Annotated in this window: 11 protein-coding genes and 1 pseudogene; 6 read left to right on the forward strand and 6 right to left on the reverse strand. The window is 54.8% G+C overall.

What is annotated here, in order from left to right:
* Nucleotides 1-796 precede the first annotated feature (796 nt).
* Entirely contained in the window at nucleotides 797-2,128 is a 1,332-nt protein-coding gene (locus tag V9T28_RS13090) for an exopolysaccharide biosynthesis polyprenyl glycosylphosphotransferase (protein ID WP_245423913.1), read from the forward strand.
* 303 nt (nucleotides 2,129-2,431) lie between these two features.
* A complete protein-coding gene (locus V9T28_RS13095) occupies nucleotides 2,432-3,334 on the forward strand; it encodes a transposase (RefSeq protein ID WP_158554713.1) in 903 nt (300 codons plus the stop codon).
* Nucleotides 3,335-3,348: 14 nt separating this feature from the next.
* Here V9T28_RS13095 and V9T28_RS13100 read toward each other — a convergent pair whose 3' ends face one another.
* The 5 genes from V9T28_RS13100 to V9T28_RS13120 all read right to left on the reverse strand — a co-directional run bounded on the left by V9T28_RS13100 (nucleotide 3,349) and on the right by V9T28_RS13120 (nucleotide 9,705).
* The gene (locus V9T28_RS13100; RefSeq protein WP_116399376.1) at nucleotides 3,349-4,662 is read right to left on the reverse strand and encodes an HlyD family type I secretion periplasmic adaptor subunit; all 1,314 of its coding nucleotides are present in this window, start codon (nucleotides 4,660-4,662) and stop codon (nucleotides 3,349-3,351) included.
* The gene (locus V9T28_RS13105) at nucleotides 4,647-6,572 is read right to left on the reverse strand and encodes a type I secretion system permease/ATPase (RefSeq protein ID WP_116399377.1); all 1,926 of its coding nucleotides are present in this window, start codon (nucleotides 6,570-6,572) and stop codon (nucleotides 4,647-4,649) included. Before V9T28_RS13105 ends, V9T28_RS13100 begins: the two co-directional genes overlap by 16 nt.
* A gap of 62 nt (nucleotides 6,573-6,634) precedes the next feature.
* The gene (locus tag V9T28_RS13110; protein WP_147306393.1) at nucleotides 6,635-6,937 is read right to left on the reverse strand and encodes a hypothetical protein; all 303 of its coding nucleotides are present in this window, start codon (nucleotides 6,935-6,937) and stop codon (nucleotides 6,635-6,637) included.
* Between the two features lie 772 nt (nucleotides 6,938-7,709).
* A complete protein-coding gene (locus V9T28_RS13115) occupies nucleotides 7,710-8,078 on the reverse strand; it encodes an H-NS histone family protein (RefSeq protein ID WP_116399379.1) in 369 nt (122 codons plus the stop codon).
* A 466-nt stretch (nucleotides 8,079-8,544) separates the two neighbouring features.
* Complete coding sequence (locus V9T28_RS13120; protein ID WP_158554714.1) at nucleotides 8,545-9,705, reverse strand: polysaccharide biosynthesis/export family protein; 1,161 nt, start codon at nucleotides 9,703-9,705, stop codon at nucleotides 8,545-8,547.
* 437 nt (nucleotides 9,706-10,142) lie between these two features.
* Between V9T28_RS13120 and V9T28_RS13125 the strand changes: the two genes are divergently transcribed.
* From V9T28_RS13125 to V9T28_RS13140, 4 genes and pseudogenes are all read left to right on the forward strand, one after another.
* Nucleotides 10,143-10,727: an acyltransferase gene (locus tag V9T28_RS13125; RefSeq protein ID WP_245423915.1), complete on the forward strand. Its 585-nt coding sequence runs from the start codon at nucleotides 10,143-10,145 to the stop codon at nucleotides 10,725-10,727.
* A gap of 580 nt (nucleotides 10,728-11,307) precedes the next feature.
* The gene (locus V9T28_RS13130; RefSeq protein WP_116399383.1) at nucleotides 11,308-13,638 is read left to right on the forward strand and encodes an AAA family ATPase; all 2,331 of its coding nucleotides are present in this window, start codon (nucleotides 11,308-11,310) and stop codon (nucleotides 13,636-13,638) included.
* Between the two features lie 277 nt (nucleotides 13,639-13,915).
* A pseudogene (locus V9T28_RS13135) lies at nucleotides 13,916-14,223 on the forward strand (transposase); the annotation flags it as partial.
* Nucleotides 14,224-14,316: 93 nt separating this feature from the next.
* Nucleotides 14,317-15,144: an alpha/beta hydrolase gene (locus V9T28_RS13140; protein WP_116399851.1), complete on the forward strand. Its 828-nt coding sequence runs from the start codon at nucleotides 14,317-14,319 to the stop codon at nucleotides 15,142-15,144.
* A gap of 128 nt (nucleotides 15,145-15,272) precedes the next feature.
* On the opposite strand, the gene kynA is transcribed toward V9T28_RS13140, so the two are convergent.
* Nucleotides 15,273-16,070 carry a tryptophan 2,3-dioxygenase gene (gene kynA / locus V9T28_RS13145; protein WP_116399852.1) on the reverse strand — a complete coding sequence of 266 codons (798 nt, stop codon included), beginning with the start codon at nucleotides 16,068-16,070 and terminating at the stop codon, nucleotides 15,273-15,275.
* Between the last annotated feature and the right edge of the window lie 93 nt (nucleotides 16,071-16,163).

Below are 16,163 nucleotides of genomic sequence, written 5' to 3' on the forward strand. Positions count from 1 at the left end.
TTGCCACATTTAAATTAACCCTTGCATTCTGCTTTCCGGGCCACTCTATGTCATCCCTTTGATTTAATTGATAATTGATCTTTTGAACGCCGCGGCATACGACGAAGGTTGCATTCGTCGGCTCCACACAGCCCATCCACAGCCTCATGACCGAGATTGGGCCTGAGCCGCGCTTAGGTCGTGCACGCATCCCAAAGTATTATCTTTACGCCCCATCACGGCTGCGATGGCTGATAAAATTGCGCTATCATCGCCTTTTATTCTCACGCGACATCTCAGCCAGCAAACGTTAAAATGCGAACAGGAGCCGAGTGTAACAAGCCTCTCCGTGTCGACGACTATGCGGACGTGCAAGTTTTCAACTGCGGGCGGACAATCATCCAATTTGTCCATATATAGTTATATTGTTCCTCAACTAATACCATTAATAGAGCCCAAAGCAGCGGCGAGCGCGGTGAGCGATTGAGGCGCCAATCCCTGATCATCAAAACCGTATCGGGCGGACCGTTATCTGACCCGCCCCGTCCTTATTCTTACACAAAAAAGGCGGATTCCAGCCACAACGCCTCCTATTTAATAATCCATTTTTCAGCTTGCCATATTTAATTAATTTATTATAAAATTAAATATGATCAGCGGAGGCGGTGGCTCGTCAACCATGCATTCGGTCAACCCGCGCCTAGCATCAAAGGCCTCGGAGCAGGTCACTATCTATGACCTTGCGCCACATGGTCGCTCGCGACGACCGTGGCCGGTACGATATCGGTCCGTCGGGTCGTTGGCGATCTGTGTCGACGTGATTATTATTCACGCCATAAGCATATTTTCCACGCTTATTTATTATGGTGGGATCGATATCGATTTTGGCAAGGCATTGGGATCTGCGACCGTCGTATCGGCGCTTATTGTATCCTGGCTGAGAATGCGCGGCATGTATCAGCCGACCGAACTCACTGTGCTGAGAAACCAGATACGGTGGGTTTGTACGACATGGATCGTGGTATTCGGTTTCCTTGTTGTCGTCGTTGCCGAACTTAACATCGCGCACGAATTTTCCGGCGCAGCACTGATCTTTGCCGTGACCGGCCTTGGCTCTCTCATTGCGCAGCGGATTTTCATCAAGAAGTTTATCCAGAAGGCATTGAAAGGTAGACGCTTTGCCGGCGGCAATATTGTCGTGATTACGGACCAATCCCACTCCGAGCAGGCGGGGCTCTTACAGGCGCTGAGAGCCCGCGGCTTCCATGTGCAGGCTGTTTTTCGCTTGCCCCCTTCTGGCGCCCCGCATGGTCTTCGCAAACGGCTTTGCGCGCGCGTCGTGGAGAATGTTCGGGGGTGCGATAATATTGAGGCAATTGTCGTCGAAGCCGATGCGGGTCGATGGCCTGAAATGCAGGCGTTTGCCACAGAATTGAGGATCGTGCCGTTTCCTGTGGTTCTTGTCCCAGTCGGCACTATTTCCCGTATGTTACGGCGCCCGACGCGTGATCTTTGCGGCGCGTTCAGCATCGAGATTCAACGCGGTCCTCTCGGCCTACTGGAGCGCATGGCCAAGCGTATTGTAGATATCGTGGGCGCTGCCGTTATTTTATTTCTGTTGTCGCCGTTGCTCTTGTTGACCGCCGCAGCGATCAAACTCGATTCTTCCGGTCCGATCATCTTCAGGCAGCGGCGCTGCGGCTTTAATGGCCGAAACTTTTCAATTTGCAAATTCCGCACTATGACCGTCCTCGAGGACGGATCGTCGATCATCCAAGCGCAACCCACCGACAGTCGGGTCACCCGCGTCGGGAAATGGCTGCGCAGAATGAGTATTGATGAACTACCCCAACTCTTCAACGTCCTTGAGGGAAGCATGTCTCTCGTTGGACCACGCCCCCATGCGATTGCACACGATAACGAGTTCGACAAAATCGTTCGCAATTATGCGTCGCGTCAGCGCGTAAAACCAGGACTGACCGGATGGGCACAGATACATGGATGCCGAGGGCCGACGCCGACATCCGCGTCGATTGAACGGCGTGTGGAATACGATCTTTGGTACATCGACAATTGGAGCCTTCGGCGCGATATCGCAATCCTGTTGCAGACTCCGCAGGAGATATTAAGGGGACGAAATGCCTTTTAACTTCGATGCCGGGCAAATCATTGTGAGCGAGCGCCGTCAATCGATGCCGCAGTTTATCCTGCGCAACGTAGCCAATCACGCTCGATACGTCACGCAGCACGTCGTCGCCGATAAGCGCCTGCCCCATATCGGGACGCTCGTCTCTTGGTCTCTGGTCCACCCATTCGGCGGTCCTCATGTCATTCTCACGCGCCGGGATGGCATCCCTCCTCCCACGCAAACGCTTCGTAAAGAAAGAGAGTCAACCCCGCGTTATGCCTGGAACTCGCCCAGCTAATAAACTCATCTCGAAGGATGGCGATGATGACGAGTGTAGCTCCAACGTTGACAGATCAGCTTCTGTCAAATGAATGGCGAACCCTTTTCGCCGTGACCAAGCCATGCGCGCAGCTCGAGATCACAATGATCGAGGAGTTGTTAAAGGCTGAACTCAGTCATCATATCGAATTAAACGCGCTGGCCGGTCAACGTGAGATGCGAAACGGCTATTGGAAGCGTACGATGCCGACTCGCCACGACGCGAAGATCGTCATCCGCGTACCGAGGGATCGAGCAAACCGATTTGAGTCTTTATTATTGCCTCATCACCGGCGACATTTTTATGGTTTTACCGACCGCATCCTGGCCATGTATGTGGGTTGGCCAAAAGCGCAACAGATCAAAAAGATACTCGTCAAGCTGTATGAGTCGAGATTGACCCGCGACCTAACACCGTATGTCATTGATGCGGCATTTCGTGTGTTGCACGAATGGCATGAAAAGCCGCTGAGCCCTTCCTATCCAGTTGCCCTCTTCGCAAGTCTCCCGATCACATCGCGTGAGTGGAAATGGCAGCGGGCTCGGCCGACATATTTTGCATTGGGATTGCTGAATGATGGATCAAGTGTGTTGCTAGGGCTTTGGTCCGGGGAAGGCGATGATCGTGCCCTTTGGACAAATATGCTGACTGATCTGGCATTTCGTGGACTCGAGCAAATTGCTGTCGTTCTGACGAGCGGCGCGTGCGACGAGTTGGCGTACCCGTCTGACGAGATCGACTCAACAATGAGTCGACAATGTAAAGTGAATCATGTCCACAAGTTGAGCGATCTCGCTTCGGCAGCCAGCCGCTGGTTAGTGATTAATGAGATCGAGCGTCAGTCTCCTCTCGAACATCCGCCGTATGCGCGACCAGGTGCCGCGCAGCACCAGGGGCACATCGATTAAGCGTCCCAGAAGGCTTAGGGATCCTTGAAGGCGCGCCGAGCCTGATCTTTCAAAGGTCGCATGAGATAGGATAGCACGGTTCGGGCCGGTGTCTTGATATAAACGTCGACCGGCATACCAGGCACGATCTTACCCAAGCCCACCTTCTCGATCTGCTCTGACGTTATTGGGATACGTACGGTGAAATAGCTTGCACCAGTTCTCTGATCATTGCTGAGATCTGCCGAAACCATGGAGATCTCACCGTCGACCTCGGGGGTCGTCTTCCGGTTGAACGCAAGGATCCGCATCGTTGCGGTCTGTCCGACATGTACATGGCCGATATCCGGAGGAGCAATTTTGGTCTCGACCGCCAAAGTGTCGGTATCAGGCACGATCAACATGATCTGTTCACCCGGAGTGATGACGCCTCCCACCGTATGAACGGTAAGTTCATGAACACGCCCAGATTGGGGCGCGCGGATGTCAATGTGATTGAGTTGATCCAACGCCGCGATCTTACGCTCGGTCATTTCCGTGATATTCGATCGTGTCTCAATGAGGTCCTTTCCAACTTCGGTCCTCCTATCCTGATCAAGCTGGATGATTTGTAACTCTATTTCCGAAATCTTGCCTTTGGTTTGCGCGATCACTCCGTTCAATTGGCTTCGCTCGCCATCTAACCGCGCCGCATCGCGTTCAAGCGAGTTCAACCGGGTGATCGGCGCGAGGTTTTTCTGCCAGAGCACGCGCACACCATCCAACTCTTGATGAATCAGGCCGACTTCCTTTTGCTTGGCATCCACTTGTCCAAGATAACCATTTATTTCGTCCTGCAACTGGACGCTGCGTTCCTTGAGTTGCGCCTTTTGTCCGCCCATAGCCTGCCGACGAAGGTTAAACAGCGTACGTTCTGCAGCCATTGCATGAGCCGCCCCAGACTTGTTGTCTGTTGCCTGTTCCAAGAGCGCACCGGGGAATACGATCTCCTCGGCGTCATCACGCTCGGCTTCCAGCCGCGCTTGGCGGGCAAGCAATTCGTCTAGATTCTGCGTGACCACTGTTGCGGTCGCTAAAGTCTGAGTTGCGTCCAAGCGTATTAGAACATCTCCGGCGTTGACCCGGTCTCCATCCCGTACGTGCAATTCGCCGACAATCCCGCCCGTCACATGTTGAATTTTTTTCACATTTGAATCGACGACGACGACACCTTGCGCGATCACGGCGCCCGACAGGCGCGCCGTCGCCGCCCAGCCGCCGACGCCCAACGTCACAAAAGCGACCATCATCATGCCCACAAAAATGTGTCGCCGAATGGACCGCAGCGCCGGAGTTATCTTGCGCTCCATCGCCAGCCTCCCGTACTGTCTGCGGCTACCACGTTGAGTCCGGCCGGCGCCCTGAGCACTTCGCCAAGGACCTTGCTTTTAAGCCCGAACGCCTGCACCCGCCCCTCGCTGAGGGCCAGAACGTGATCGACGCTTTCAAGAGCTTTGGGACGATGCGAAGCCACGACCGCAATACCGCCATATCGGCGCACATTTAAGATCGCATTCGAGACGGCCTCCTCACCTTCAGCGTCAAGGCTCGATGTTGGTTCATCGAGCACCACAAGGAAGGGCCTTTTGTAGAAAGCCCTGGCCAAGCCAATGCGCTGGCGTTGGCCGGCTGAAAGGACAGCTCCCGACTCTCCCACCTGCGTGTTATAGCCGTCGGAAAGCGAAAGAATGAGATCGTGCACTCCGGCAGCCCGTGCGGCCTCGATCACCGCGCCCGTTGGCGCCCCCGGTTCAAATCGGGCAATGTTCGCGGCGATGCTGCCTTCAGCGAGTTCTACGTGCTGGGGGAGATAGCCGATATGCGCGCCGAGCATTTTTGGCGTCCATTGGTCAAGCGCTGCGCTATCGAGCCTGACTTTGCCGTGAAACGCTGGCCAAGCTCCAACCAACGCGCGCATGAGGGTCGATTTGCCAGAGCCGCTCGGCCCGATGACGCCGACGGCCTCCCCGGTGCGCAATCGAAACGAGATATCTTTAAGGATCAATATTTCCGAGCTAGGAGCAACAACACCTAGATGCTCCACGACAAGCGCTTGGGTTGGAGCCGGGAGTGGCAAGGGATCTTTGTCCTGGGGGAGAAGCTTCAACAATTGATCGAGTCGCCCGATGGACTGACGCAGAGCAACAAATCCTTTCCAGTTCGCGATGGCCACCTCCACAGGAGCAAGGGCTCGGGCCGTTAAAATTGATCCAGCAATGATGATGCCAGGGGTCGCTTCTTGGTTTATGACTAGGATCGCGCCGACAGCCAGGACGAGTGATTGTAAAAAGGATCGAGAGGTTTTTGAAAGACCACCCAATCCGCTCGTGATATCGCTGACCGTCTCATATGTCGCTAAATATCGCGAATTGACGTCCTGCCAACGCTGCGCGGCACGCTGACGCATTCCCATTGCGTGAAGAATTTCGGCATTGCGCCGCCCCTCAAGGGCGAGCGCACTGCGAGAGACCGCCAAGCGAGAAAAAGCCTTTGTCGGCCTGCGCGTTCTCATTTCCGTTGCCAGAGCGATTGAAACCAAAATCAAAGCGCCGATCGACGCCGTAACCCCGATCCAAAAATGGAAAAGAAAGCAAATTCCCAGATAGATGGGCATCCAAGGCAAATCGAAAAACGCCAAGGGGCCGCCGCCCGATAGAAAGCTGCGAATCTGATCTAAATCTCGTAACGGCTGTAAGCCGTCACCGTCACCGCGCGTTTTGAGCGGTAGACGAACGAGCGCATCGAACACGCGCAACCCAAGCTGTTCGTCAAAATAGCGACCAATCCGAACGCTCATCCGACTTCTTACGATGTCCAAGCCGCCTTGAAACAGATAAAGTACGATTGCCAGAATTAAGAGCGCCATGAGCGTTGGGACGCTCCGTGCCGGCAGTACTCGGTCGTAAACCTGGAGCATGAAAAACGAGCCCGTCAGCATCAAAATATTGCTCAGACAGCTGAAGACTGCGAGGCACAAAAAAATCTTGCGGCAGGATGTGAAGAAAGCCGATATTTCGGATCCAGGTTCGCCAATTGTGCCCTGCGCCGAGGGCTGGCGAAGAGATGACCATTGTTCGGTCAATTTGGTTGCAGGAGTTTTATGTCGAAACAAACTCCAAAGCTTCGAGCCCCATCGCGAGGATTGTCTCAAATCTGTTGTTTGGTATTCGTCGCCGTCATCAGCGTAGGGCACATGCTCGTGTCGTCCTAAATTAATCATGGTCGCCGCCCCCCGTTGAATCTTGCCATTTTCAAGATGATCCTCATCGGATTAGAATTTCACTATGCGTTTTCGCGCCATTCGCCTTGAGAAAATGGAAATTCCCTGAGCTGCAATGCGAGCAACTCCGAAATCGCCGACGATGGCAGAGCATTTCCAATCGCTACGACGTCATCTTGCCCGACTTTTCCAAGACGGATCCTGTCGACCGCTTTGGTCGCCTCTGCGCTTAATTGCGGTGCACGCCGTCGCAAGATCGACGTGAGAAAATCGCCCCCTCCGAGTGCGGCGAAATCGGGCGAATTTGCGACACCGTGCGCTGCTGCCGACACTGCATCACCAAAATATCTGTTGGGTATAGTCACGGGGATCTTCTCACGGGCCGCCAGAAGCGCGGGTCTCTCGTGCGTTATGACGTGCATCTTGAGATTGTCAGCTCCCCCGATCCTGGACCTATAATGGATTTGAATCGCTGCCCTGAGCGGGAGGCGAGGTGCCGTGGATGCTGGCGTCGCACCCGTCAGCGTCGCCTTGTCGGTACAATTCGATGGACCGACCGATTTCCCCACCGGCAATTAACCCTCCTGCGGCTATTTTATATCATCATGATCCGACCACTTGACTGTTCGCCGCCTGCCGATAACGAAGGTGCGGGCGGCCGACCATCCGCGTTGACGCGCATGAGGCGCCCCTGTTTGCGAGTTTTTTTCGGCAAAATATTGGCTTTTTCCGGGTGACCGCGCATTTCGCGAAGCCTAACAGCGTTGTCCACGATTTAACGGAATTGGTATCCAGGATATTTCCGAAATACCAGTCCTTGATCTCTGGCGAGGTAACGCATGCTCCTCCAATCGCTTGCGGGTCATGACCAGGCCACTCGCATTTCAGCAGATGAGCATCAATTGCTCCGCCTTATTTAAAAAAAGCGATGCTTCTTCTGAATAGTGAGGCAGAATTGGCAAGTGTCCGTTGATAGATCCCCTTACGGAAGGGTGCTTCCATAACAACGCTACCGATAAATTCACGAATTAAATATATCTATATGCTATTCTTGTAGTCCGCTCCTAATATGGAGACATCTTCGCCCCCAACCGCGAAACAGAAACCACGCGCCCAACAAAGTCCGACAACGAGAAATCAGGATCTTTTTGCGCTCTTTGGCCCCGCCTCGCGAATGCGGAATTCCTCCATATTCCGGCCGGCTTTCATGGCGTCCGCCATCCAGCGGGGGACTTTGCCACGGCCCGACCACGTCTCAGATGTCTGTGGATTACTGTATTTAGGGACCACTTGAGGATATTTGCGCTTCGCCTTGGAACTTTCGGGCGCCCGCGCATCACTCGGTTCGCTGATGTCAATCCTACCACCGCCAAGAACCGCGAGCCGTTTCTCGAGTTCCTGCCTCTCCGCCTTAATCCGCGTCGACAGCACAAGACAAATGTCTTCGTACAATGCCCATAATTCGTCGAGCGACATGGATTCAAATTGAGTCTTCTTCGTGGACATCCCTAATTCTCCATACCCAAATGCCCTAGCCCACATGCCGTCCTTACAAATCTCTCTGCCCTCATGTCTATCTTTTTTAATTCACAAAATATCGCCGTTTTGCGCCGAATAATCAAGAGGGAGGTGGCATTCCATGCACAACAAAAGTGTTTTAAGCGATATCAGCCCATATCTCGCATTAAATTTAATTCACCTCCGCGATTAAGAGGCCGCGGACAACCGGACAGCCGAGGCCGCGCAGCGCGAATCGCGCGATAAATCTTGAAATTGCGGATAAAATCCTTGCCAAACCTTCGGTTGGAAGGTGTAGCGTCTTCAGCTCGAATTGGCGCGCATTTAAATACTTTGCGAAATCGTTTCTCTGGCATCGCGGGGCGCCGTTCTGCACCATTCTCCCAACCAGAGACGCTCTCTTGCCGTGACCGTTTGAATGGCCATGCAATTTGGAAGACGGCTTTGGCGTATTCTACCTTCCTGAGATGGTCGCCCCGGCTCCCACAACCCCGAGGCCAGTTCCGAGCAGCTGCGCGAATTTAAACACATCCATCGATTGGGCGTCGGCAATATAAAGAACGTCTTTGTCGCGTAGATAGAACCGCTGCGCAACCAGGAGATTGTTTGGATCTTTCAAATCAAGACGATAAACCACGGGGACCGGGGCGCCCGATGCTCCGCAGCCGTGATGGTTTTCAATGTCGGCATAGGCGCAGGCATCTTCATAACGGAAGAGGAATACACCGGCGGCATCCGAACGTTGATCGTCAAGGCCTCCTGCTTTGCCGACGGCTTGCGCCAGGGTCAGCCGATTGCCTTCGAATTCCACGTCGGCATTTTTGCCTGTGGCGCCGAGAACGGTGAAGCTCTCAGGATTGGTGTACAGGAAGATCTGATCCCCAGGTCGCACGAAGATATCTTGGGAGGGCTGCTCAAGCAGGTCCGACAACCGCATCGTCGCCGATCGCCGGCCACGGGTCAGCCTCACAAAGACGCCCCGCGCGGGGACTTTCGGCACGCCCGCCTGCGCGATGACATCCCCGACGCGATCCCCTTTGAGCGACAAGGGGAACTCACCGCTCAGCGGCACTTCGCCCGATACGCTCACGGTATTCGAGCTATTTTTTATGAGCGACACCAGAACCTGAGGTTCGATCGCTTTACGGGACAGCGCGGCGACAATGGCGCTCGAGACGTCGGCTGGTGCCCGGCCAGCTGCCTGAATTTGCCCTGCGAAAGGAACGGTTATGGTTCCATCACGCGCAATCTGTTGCTGCGGCAGCTGCACGTTTTTCGTCCCCAGCCCGGTTCCGACGTCCCCGGTGCTGAACAATCCGCCAGGAGCGGATTCGTAGACCGAAACCTGTACCGTGTCTCCGATCCCCAGCAGCCCTCCTGGTGCGGGGCCGCTCATACCGAAGCTGCCCCGGAAACCGCTGGGCCGGTGTCGGGCAAGGGCTGCGACAACGTCCCCGGAAATATCAATCAGAGTGTAGGGGGGCAGTTCACCATGCTCATACGTCGAGCTATCACCGCGTTCGATAATCGTCTTGGCATTCGGGCCGGCTTTTGGGAGGGTGCTGCAGCCTGCCAAACACGCGGCAGCAAAAAACACGCACGCTAAGCCGGTCAATCTTCGCATCAACTCCAACCCCGGAAAACCAGCCGCACCGACAGAATCGTCGCAAACGTTCGTTTAGCGAAGCAGATAGCCATTCGGGGCGGGATTAGGCAATGGCATTTTTGCCACACTCACGAAACTTCGACACAAGTCACCGCAAACGCTCACGATCTTCCCACGCCGCCGATGCACCCGCCCCATCCTATTTTTCCAAAGTTCCACCCCATAACACGGAAAAGTCGAAAAAGGGCAGTTCCCCGCCCATCCCCGATTAATGTGTCGCGTTGGGGGCTCGCCGGCGCGGGCGAGGATATCTGGTCGACCGGCGGCGCAACGCAGGAGGGGCCGAGCGTTGTTTCCTTCGAGAGTCCCCGCAAGTTGCCTCTAAAATCCAATGGCTGATGACGAGCATATTAAGATAAAATGGCCAGCCTTGAAGGAGAACAAGCGTGCCCTCGACACGATCAGATACTCATCCCCATATATCTCCAGAACAGGTCGACGAATGGCTGGGACTCGCCCGTGAGTTTTTGCGGCTGCTCGCGATGCGCAAGAGACAGCAGTTCAATCGGCGGGTGGCCATTGGTGATCTTCTCACCGAACGGATCGACAATGCCGCGGCCTACGGTTTTGGCGAGGGCACGACGATGTATGACAATGTGCTCGTGCTCGGCGACGTCAAGGTCGGTCGAAATACCTGGATTGGCCCGGGTTGCATCCTGGATGGTTCTGGCGGAGGGCTGCGCGTTGGCGATTGGTGTTCGATCTCCGCGGGCACGCAAATCTATACCCATCACACGGTCAATCGCTCCATTTCTCTTGGAGAAAAACCGGTCGACTATGCCCCCACCACCATTGCCGACGGTGTTTATATTGGACCCAACACGATCATTCAGATGGGCGTGACGGTGGGGGACAGAGCCATCATCGGCGCAAATTCGTTGGTCAATCGAGACATTCCCGCCGGTGCGAAGGCCTTTGGTTCGCCCGTGCGAATCCGGAACAAAAGTCCCAAATCGCCCTCTAAAGATTGACAACCAGTTCCGCCGCCGCCCCGCCCCAAAGAGCCACTACGAATACGGGAGCTCGTGTTCTCGAACGCTCAACGACTCGTCATCCCGGGACGTATGGAAATCCTGATGTCGTCGCTCCGGTCTCGCTTGATCGGCCACGCCAACCATCTCCTTACCAAAATAAGAATTTAATTCATGTGCAGCGCCATAAATAAGAATAAAATAATTTAATCCCAAAGTGGTAGACATGCAACGTGCCAGCTTCAATGAATTTATTTAACTTTCAATTGCGAATGCTTTAATTTGCGATGGAGCGACTTTATCTCGATGGCCAGAAACTGGAACACCAAATGTTCCCATCACGGGAGAGGAGGAAGACGGCAGGGAAAATATGGTAATAAGTTCGCGCCGTGACGATCAATCGTCAAATTCTTTCTGCAATTTTAAATACCACCATTATTTAATTTGAGCATTTTTTATATTGAGATATAATTCTCAAATCTACCAATTCCTGGCCGGAGCTCGAGCTGCCGCTTGAAATGCGACGTACGGGGCAGGGTCGGCGATCTGACAGGATCAAAAATGTTCAGGTAGAAAATCTATGTTCAAGAACGACGCGCAAAATCTGGAGAACCTCCCTGAGTCGCTGAGTGGCTTCGCCGGGAAGATGCAAGCCGCGGGCAGAAGCTTCAGCGACCTATTCAATTTCGCTCGCGGCGTGATGCGCCGGCGACTCGGCGTCATTCTAATTTCCTTCGCAATGGTGATGGCACTATGTTTCGCCTATCTGCGCATCGTCCCGCCGACCTATACGGCTCAAGTGCAAGTCCTCCTTGCGAACCAACGAGCGGAGTTCGTCCAGCAGCAATCCCTCATCGCGGAACCCGCGCTGGATCTCAGCCAAATTGAGACCCAGCTTCAGATAATCAACTCCAAAGCCCTTGCGGCTACAGTCATCGACCAGCTCAAACTCGCCAGCGACCCAGATTTGAATGGATCCGGACCATCCATCGCCTCGCTATGGGGACAGCTTCGCGCGCGGATTTTCTCCCCTTCGACCAAGGAGCTCTCGGATGCCGCGAACCAACCGCCCGAAGATGTTGTCGCAGCATTTCAAAGCCGCTTGACGACCAAACGGCTCAGTTTCAGCAACGTTATCGAGATCAGCTATAGTTCCAGCAGTCCAACGAGAGCGGCAGACATCGCCAACGCAATTGCCAGCGCCTATATGGCCGATCAGCAAGATGCAAAAGTACAAGCCGATCGAGACGCCGCGCGATGGCTGCAGCAGCGACTGTGGGATCTTGATGACGAAGCGTTAAAAGCTGAACGCGCCGTAACCGCCTTCAAATACCAGAACAATATTGTCTCCTCCAGCGGAACGCCAATGGAAGAGCAACAGATGACGGAACTCAATAACCGGTTGGTCGCGGCCCGCGCACAAACCGCCGATGCTGCGGCGAAACTGGACCGCTACGAAGCAGTTCTGCGCGCCAATTCTGGGGATTCGCCCTCCCTTAACGCTCTGGATTCTATCAATACCGACGTCCTCAACAGCCCGATCGTCACGTCCCTTCGCCAGCAATATCTCGAACTGACGAGGCGTGAAAGCGAATGGTCAACGCGGCTCGGGCCCAGCCACTCAGCTGTCATCGAGCTTGAGACCAAAATTCGAAGCACTCGAGCATCTATTATTGATGAGGTGAAAAGGCTCGCGGCGACGAGCAAAAACGAATTTGAAGCCGCCAAGCAGAAACAGCAGGAAATTGAAAACCAGCTTACGGATGCCGTGTCACGAAGCCACACCACAGATACGGCCGAGCTCACCATACACGGGCTGGAGAGTCGTGCGAAAGGACTGCGCACCGTGTACAACACCTTCCTGCAGCGCTACATGAGTTCGGTTCAGCAAGAATCGTTTCCAGTTTCAGAGACGCGGGTGATCTCGCCGGCATCCCCACCGCTCAGCAAAAGTAAGCCGAAAACAGCCATCGTCGCAATACTTGGCCTGGTCGGCGGAATTGGTATTGGACTCGGACTCGCCCTCCTAAGAGACCTCATGGATTGCGTCTTTCGCACCCCCCTGCAAATATCGGCAGTGCTCGGCACACCATGCCTGTCACTGGTGCCCGCACTTCGCAAGTCAAAGGCTGAGGGTGAGCCCGATCAGGTTGACGGGCGCATTCCGCAAAGAACCATCTTGCGCTTTCCTGGTCGACAACGAACCGTTATTGCGATGCCTTGGTCTCGCTTTGCCGAAGCTATTCGCGCAATCAAACTTTCGATCGATATGCGTCAAACCGGCACCATGTGTCAGGTGATTGGAATCACTTCGGCATTACCAAACGAAGGTAAAACGACGATCGCAGTGTCGCTTGCACAACTTATCGGCCATGGCAGCGGTAAAAGAGTTGTCATCGTCGATTGTGACATGAGAAATCCGTCGCTCTCCACCGGCCTGGTCCCGAACGCCCGCCAGAGTATCATTGATGTCGTTCACGACACGCGTTCCGTTGAGGAGATCATCTGGCATGATCCGAAGACAAAGCTGGACTTCCTTCCAGCTGCCAAGGGACAACTGCCATACCATACCAGCGAAATCCTTTCCTCTGATGGGATGCGCAAATTGTTCGGCCGTCTACGGGAAACATATGACTACATCATCGTCGATCTTCCTCCCCTCACGCCTCTTGTCGACGTTCGTGCCGCCGCGTCACTCATCGATTCTTTCATCCTGGTTGTGGAATGGGGGAGCACCAGGATCGATGTTGTGCAATATGCCCTACATTCAGCACCGAATGTGCATGCCTCTTTGATCGGGGCCGTTCTCAATAAAACCGACATCAAGGCGATGGCGCGCTATGATAGCTATTGGGGCAAGTACTATAGCGACAGGCAGTTCGCACATTATGGATTCTCGAGTGCGGACTAACTTGCCTGCGATCTTTGGAATGGCCCACATATGACGGTTGGGGCCGTTTTTCACAAGCCGGCGTCGGAGGGCGAACTCGGGTCGATGACCTATACCCAGTCAGCGATCTGGGCCTACCTCTATGGCTTCACCACTGATTGGGAGATGGTTGACGGCAAGCTCGTCATCACAAACCGGGACCTGAAGAGTCACACGTTCAAGGGAAAGACGATCGAATCCGGGTTTGAACCGCCCCGGAATTGCTGGAGGCTCCAACTCCCGAGAAGGTGGAGCCTGCATGAGCAAGACGACGAACAAATTCTCGCCTGAAGTCCGCGAACGCGCGGTGCGGATGGTTCTGGATCACGAGCATGAGCATCCCTCACGTTGGGCGGCGATCATTTCGATCTCGGCGAAGATCGGCTGCACGGCGCAGATGCTGAACGAGTGGGTGAAGAAGGTCGAGATTGATGCCGGCAAGCGTGCCGGGATGCCAACCGACATGGCCGCGAAGCTGAAGGCTCTTGAGCGGGAAAACCGTGAGCTTCGGCAGGCTGACGAGATCCTGCGTAAGGCAAGCGCATATTTTGCCCAGGCGGAGCTCGCGGGCTTTCGAGATGGGAGTACAATGGGGCATTGACGCGAGCGGTCGCGACAGCCATTGCTTGCCGATAAATCATGGCTTCAACGGAGTATTTCGTGCTCGAACGTCATATCACTGACTGGGACGACGCCTACGCTAACGGTATCAACATTCCAGGTGGCGAGCGCTGGCCGGCAGCCTGGGTCGAACCTGCCCAAACCTACCGCGAAAATCTCGTCACGGCTGACCGCGGGAGGCTCGATATTGCCTACGCCGAGAAGCCTCGGAATCGGCTTGACCTGTTCCTTCCGCAAGGAACCCCGAAGGGCCTGGTGATCTTCATCCATGGCGGCTATTGGCTGGCGCTGGACAAGAGCTTCTGGTCGCATCTAGCGCGCGGCCCCATCGATAGCGGCTACGCGGTCGCGATGCCTTCTTATACGCTTTGCCCGGACGTCAGAATTTCTGACATCGTGCGCGAGATCGGAGCATCGATCTCGAAGGCGGCAGCACTCGTGAACGGCCCGATCATGCTGACCGGCCATTCCGCTGGCGGACATTTGGCGAGTCGGATGGTATCGGCCACGACACCGCTCGACTCCGCTTTGCAGCGCCGCATTCGCACTGTCGTCTCGATCTCGGGTCTCCACGATCTCAGACCGTTGATGAAGACAAGCATGAACAACACGCTCAAGATTGACGAGCCGGAGGCGCTGGCGGAAAGCCCGGCGCTGCTCTATCCCGTTACTGGAACCCGTCTCATCGCTTGGGTTGGCGGGAGTGAACGGAGCGAGTTTCTGCGCCAGAATGCGTTGCTCGCCAATGTGTGGACAGGTCTCGGCGCGCAAACGATGGCGGTTGTCGAGCCTGACCGCCATCATTTCAACGTCGTCGACGGCCTCGCGCATGCGGAGCATCCCTTGACACGCGTGCTTTTGAGCTGATCGCCCAAAAAGTGTTCGATGCCAAATTTTGAAGGTGCGTCATTTTCCGGTGAATGGTCTGCTCCCTATCGGATGGCTGGCAACCTCATCGCATTTGGCCTTTATTCCATGTGACTTCGGATCAGAAGCTATAGCTCCGTTCTCAGATTCCAGAGTTCCGGGAAGAGTTCAACCTCCAGCATTTTGCGCAAATAAGAAACGCCTGCCGTACCGCCCGTGCCACGCTTCAACCCGATGATGCGCTCCACCGTGGTGACGTGATTGAAGCGCCAGCGACGAAAATAATCCTCGAAATCAACCAGCTTCTCGGCGAGCTCGTACAGCATCCAATGGGTCGCGGGCGCGGTATAGACCGCTTTCCAGGCGGCTCGCACCTTGGAGCTCTCCTGGCGTGATTGCCGCCAATCCTGCCGATGCGCCTCTTCGCCGACATCAAAACCGTTGCGAGCCAGTAATTTTATGGATTCGTCGTAGAGACTTGGCTCCGCCAGGATGGCGTCGAGCTTTGCCATGAGGTCCGGCTGGTGCGCATGCGGCCCCAGCATCGCCAGATTGCGATTGCCCGCCATAAATTCGATCGCACGGTATTGCCATGATTGAAACCCGGACGATTGACCGAGCGCCCCGCGAAATTGCGTGTATTCGCTCGGCGTCATGGTCCGCAGCACATCCCAAGCATTGTTGAGCTGCTCGAAAATCCTAGCCACGCGTGTCAGCATCTTGAACGCCGGCTGCAAATCATCCTTGCGGATCGCCTCGATCGCCGAGCCGAGTTCATGGATCGCGAGCTTCATCCACAATTCGGATGTCTGATGCTGAATGATAAACAGCAACTCGTCATGCGCGTCAGACAGAGGCTGCTGCGCCGTCAGCACCTGCTCCAGCCGCAAATAGTCGCTGTAGGACATGCGCCGTTCAAACGACATTTCCGCGCCGGTCCAGGCCGTGTGATCCGTTTCGTTGCTCACGATTCCAACTCTCCCTGAGGACAAGATATTTTATACCTAAAATATATCAGA

Origin of the sequence: Methylovirgula sp. 4M-Z18, assembly GCF_037890675.1 — a bacterium.
GTDB lineage: Bacteria > Pseudomonadota > Alphaproteobacteria > Rhizobiales > Beijerinckiaceae > 4M-Z18.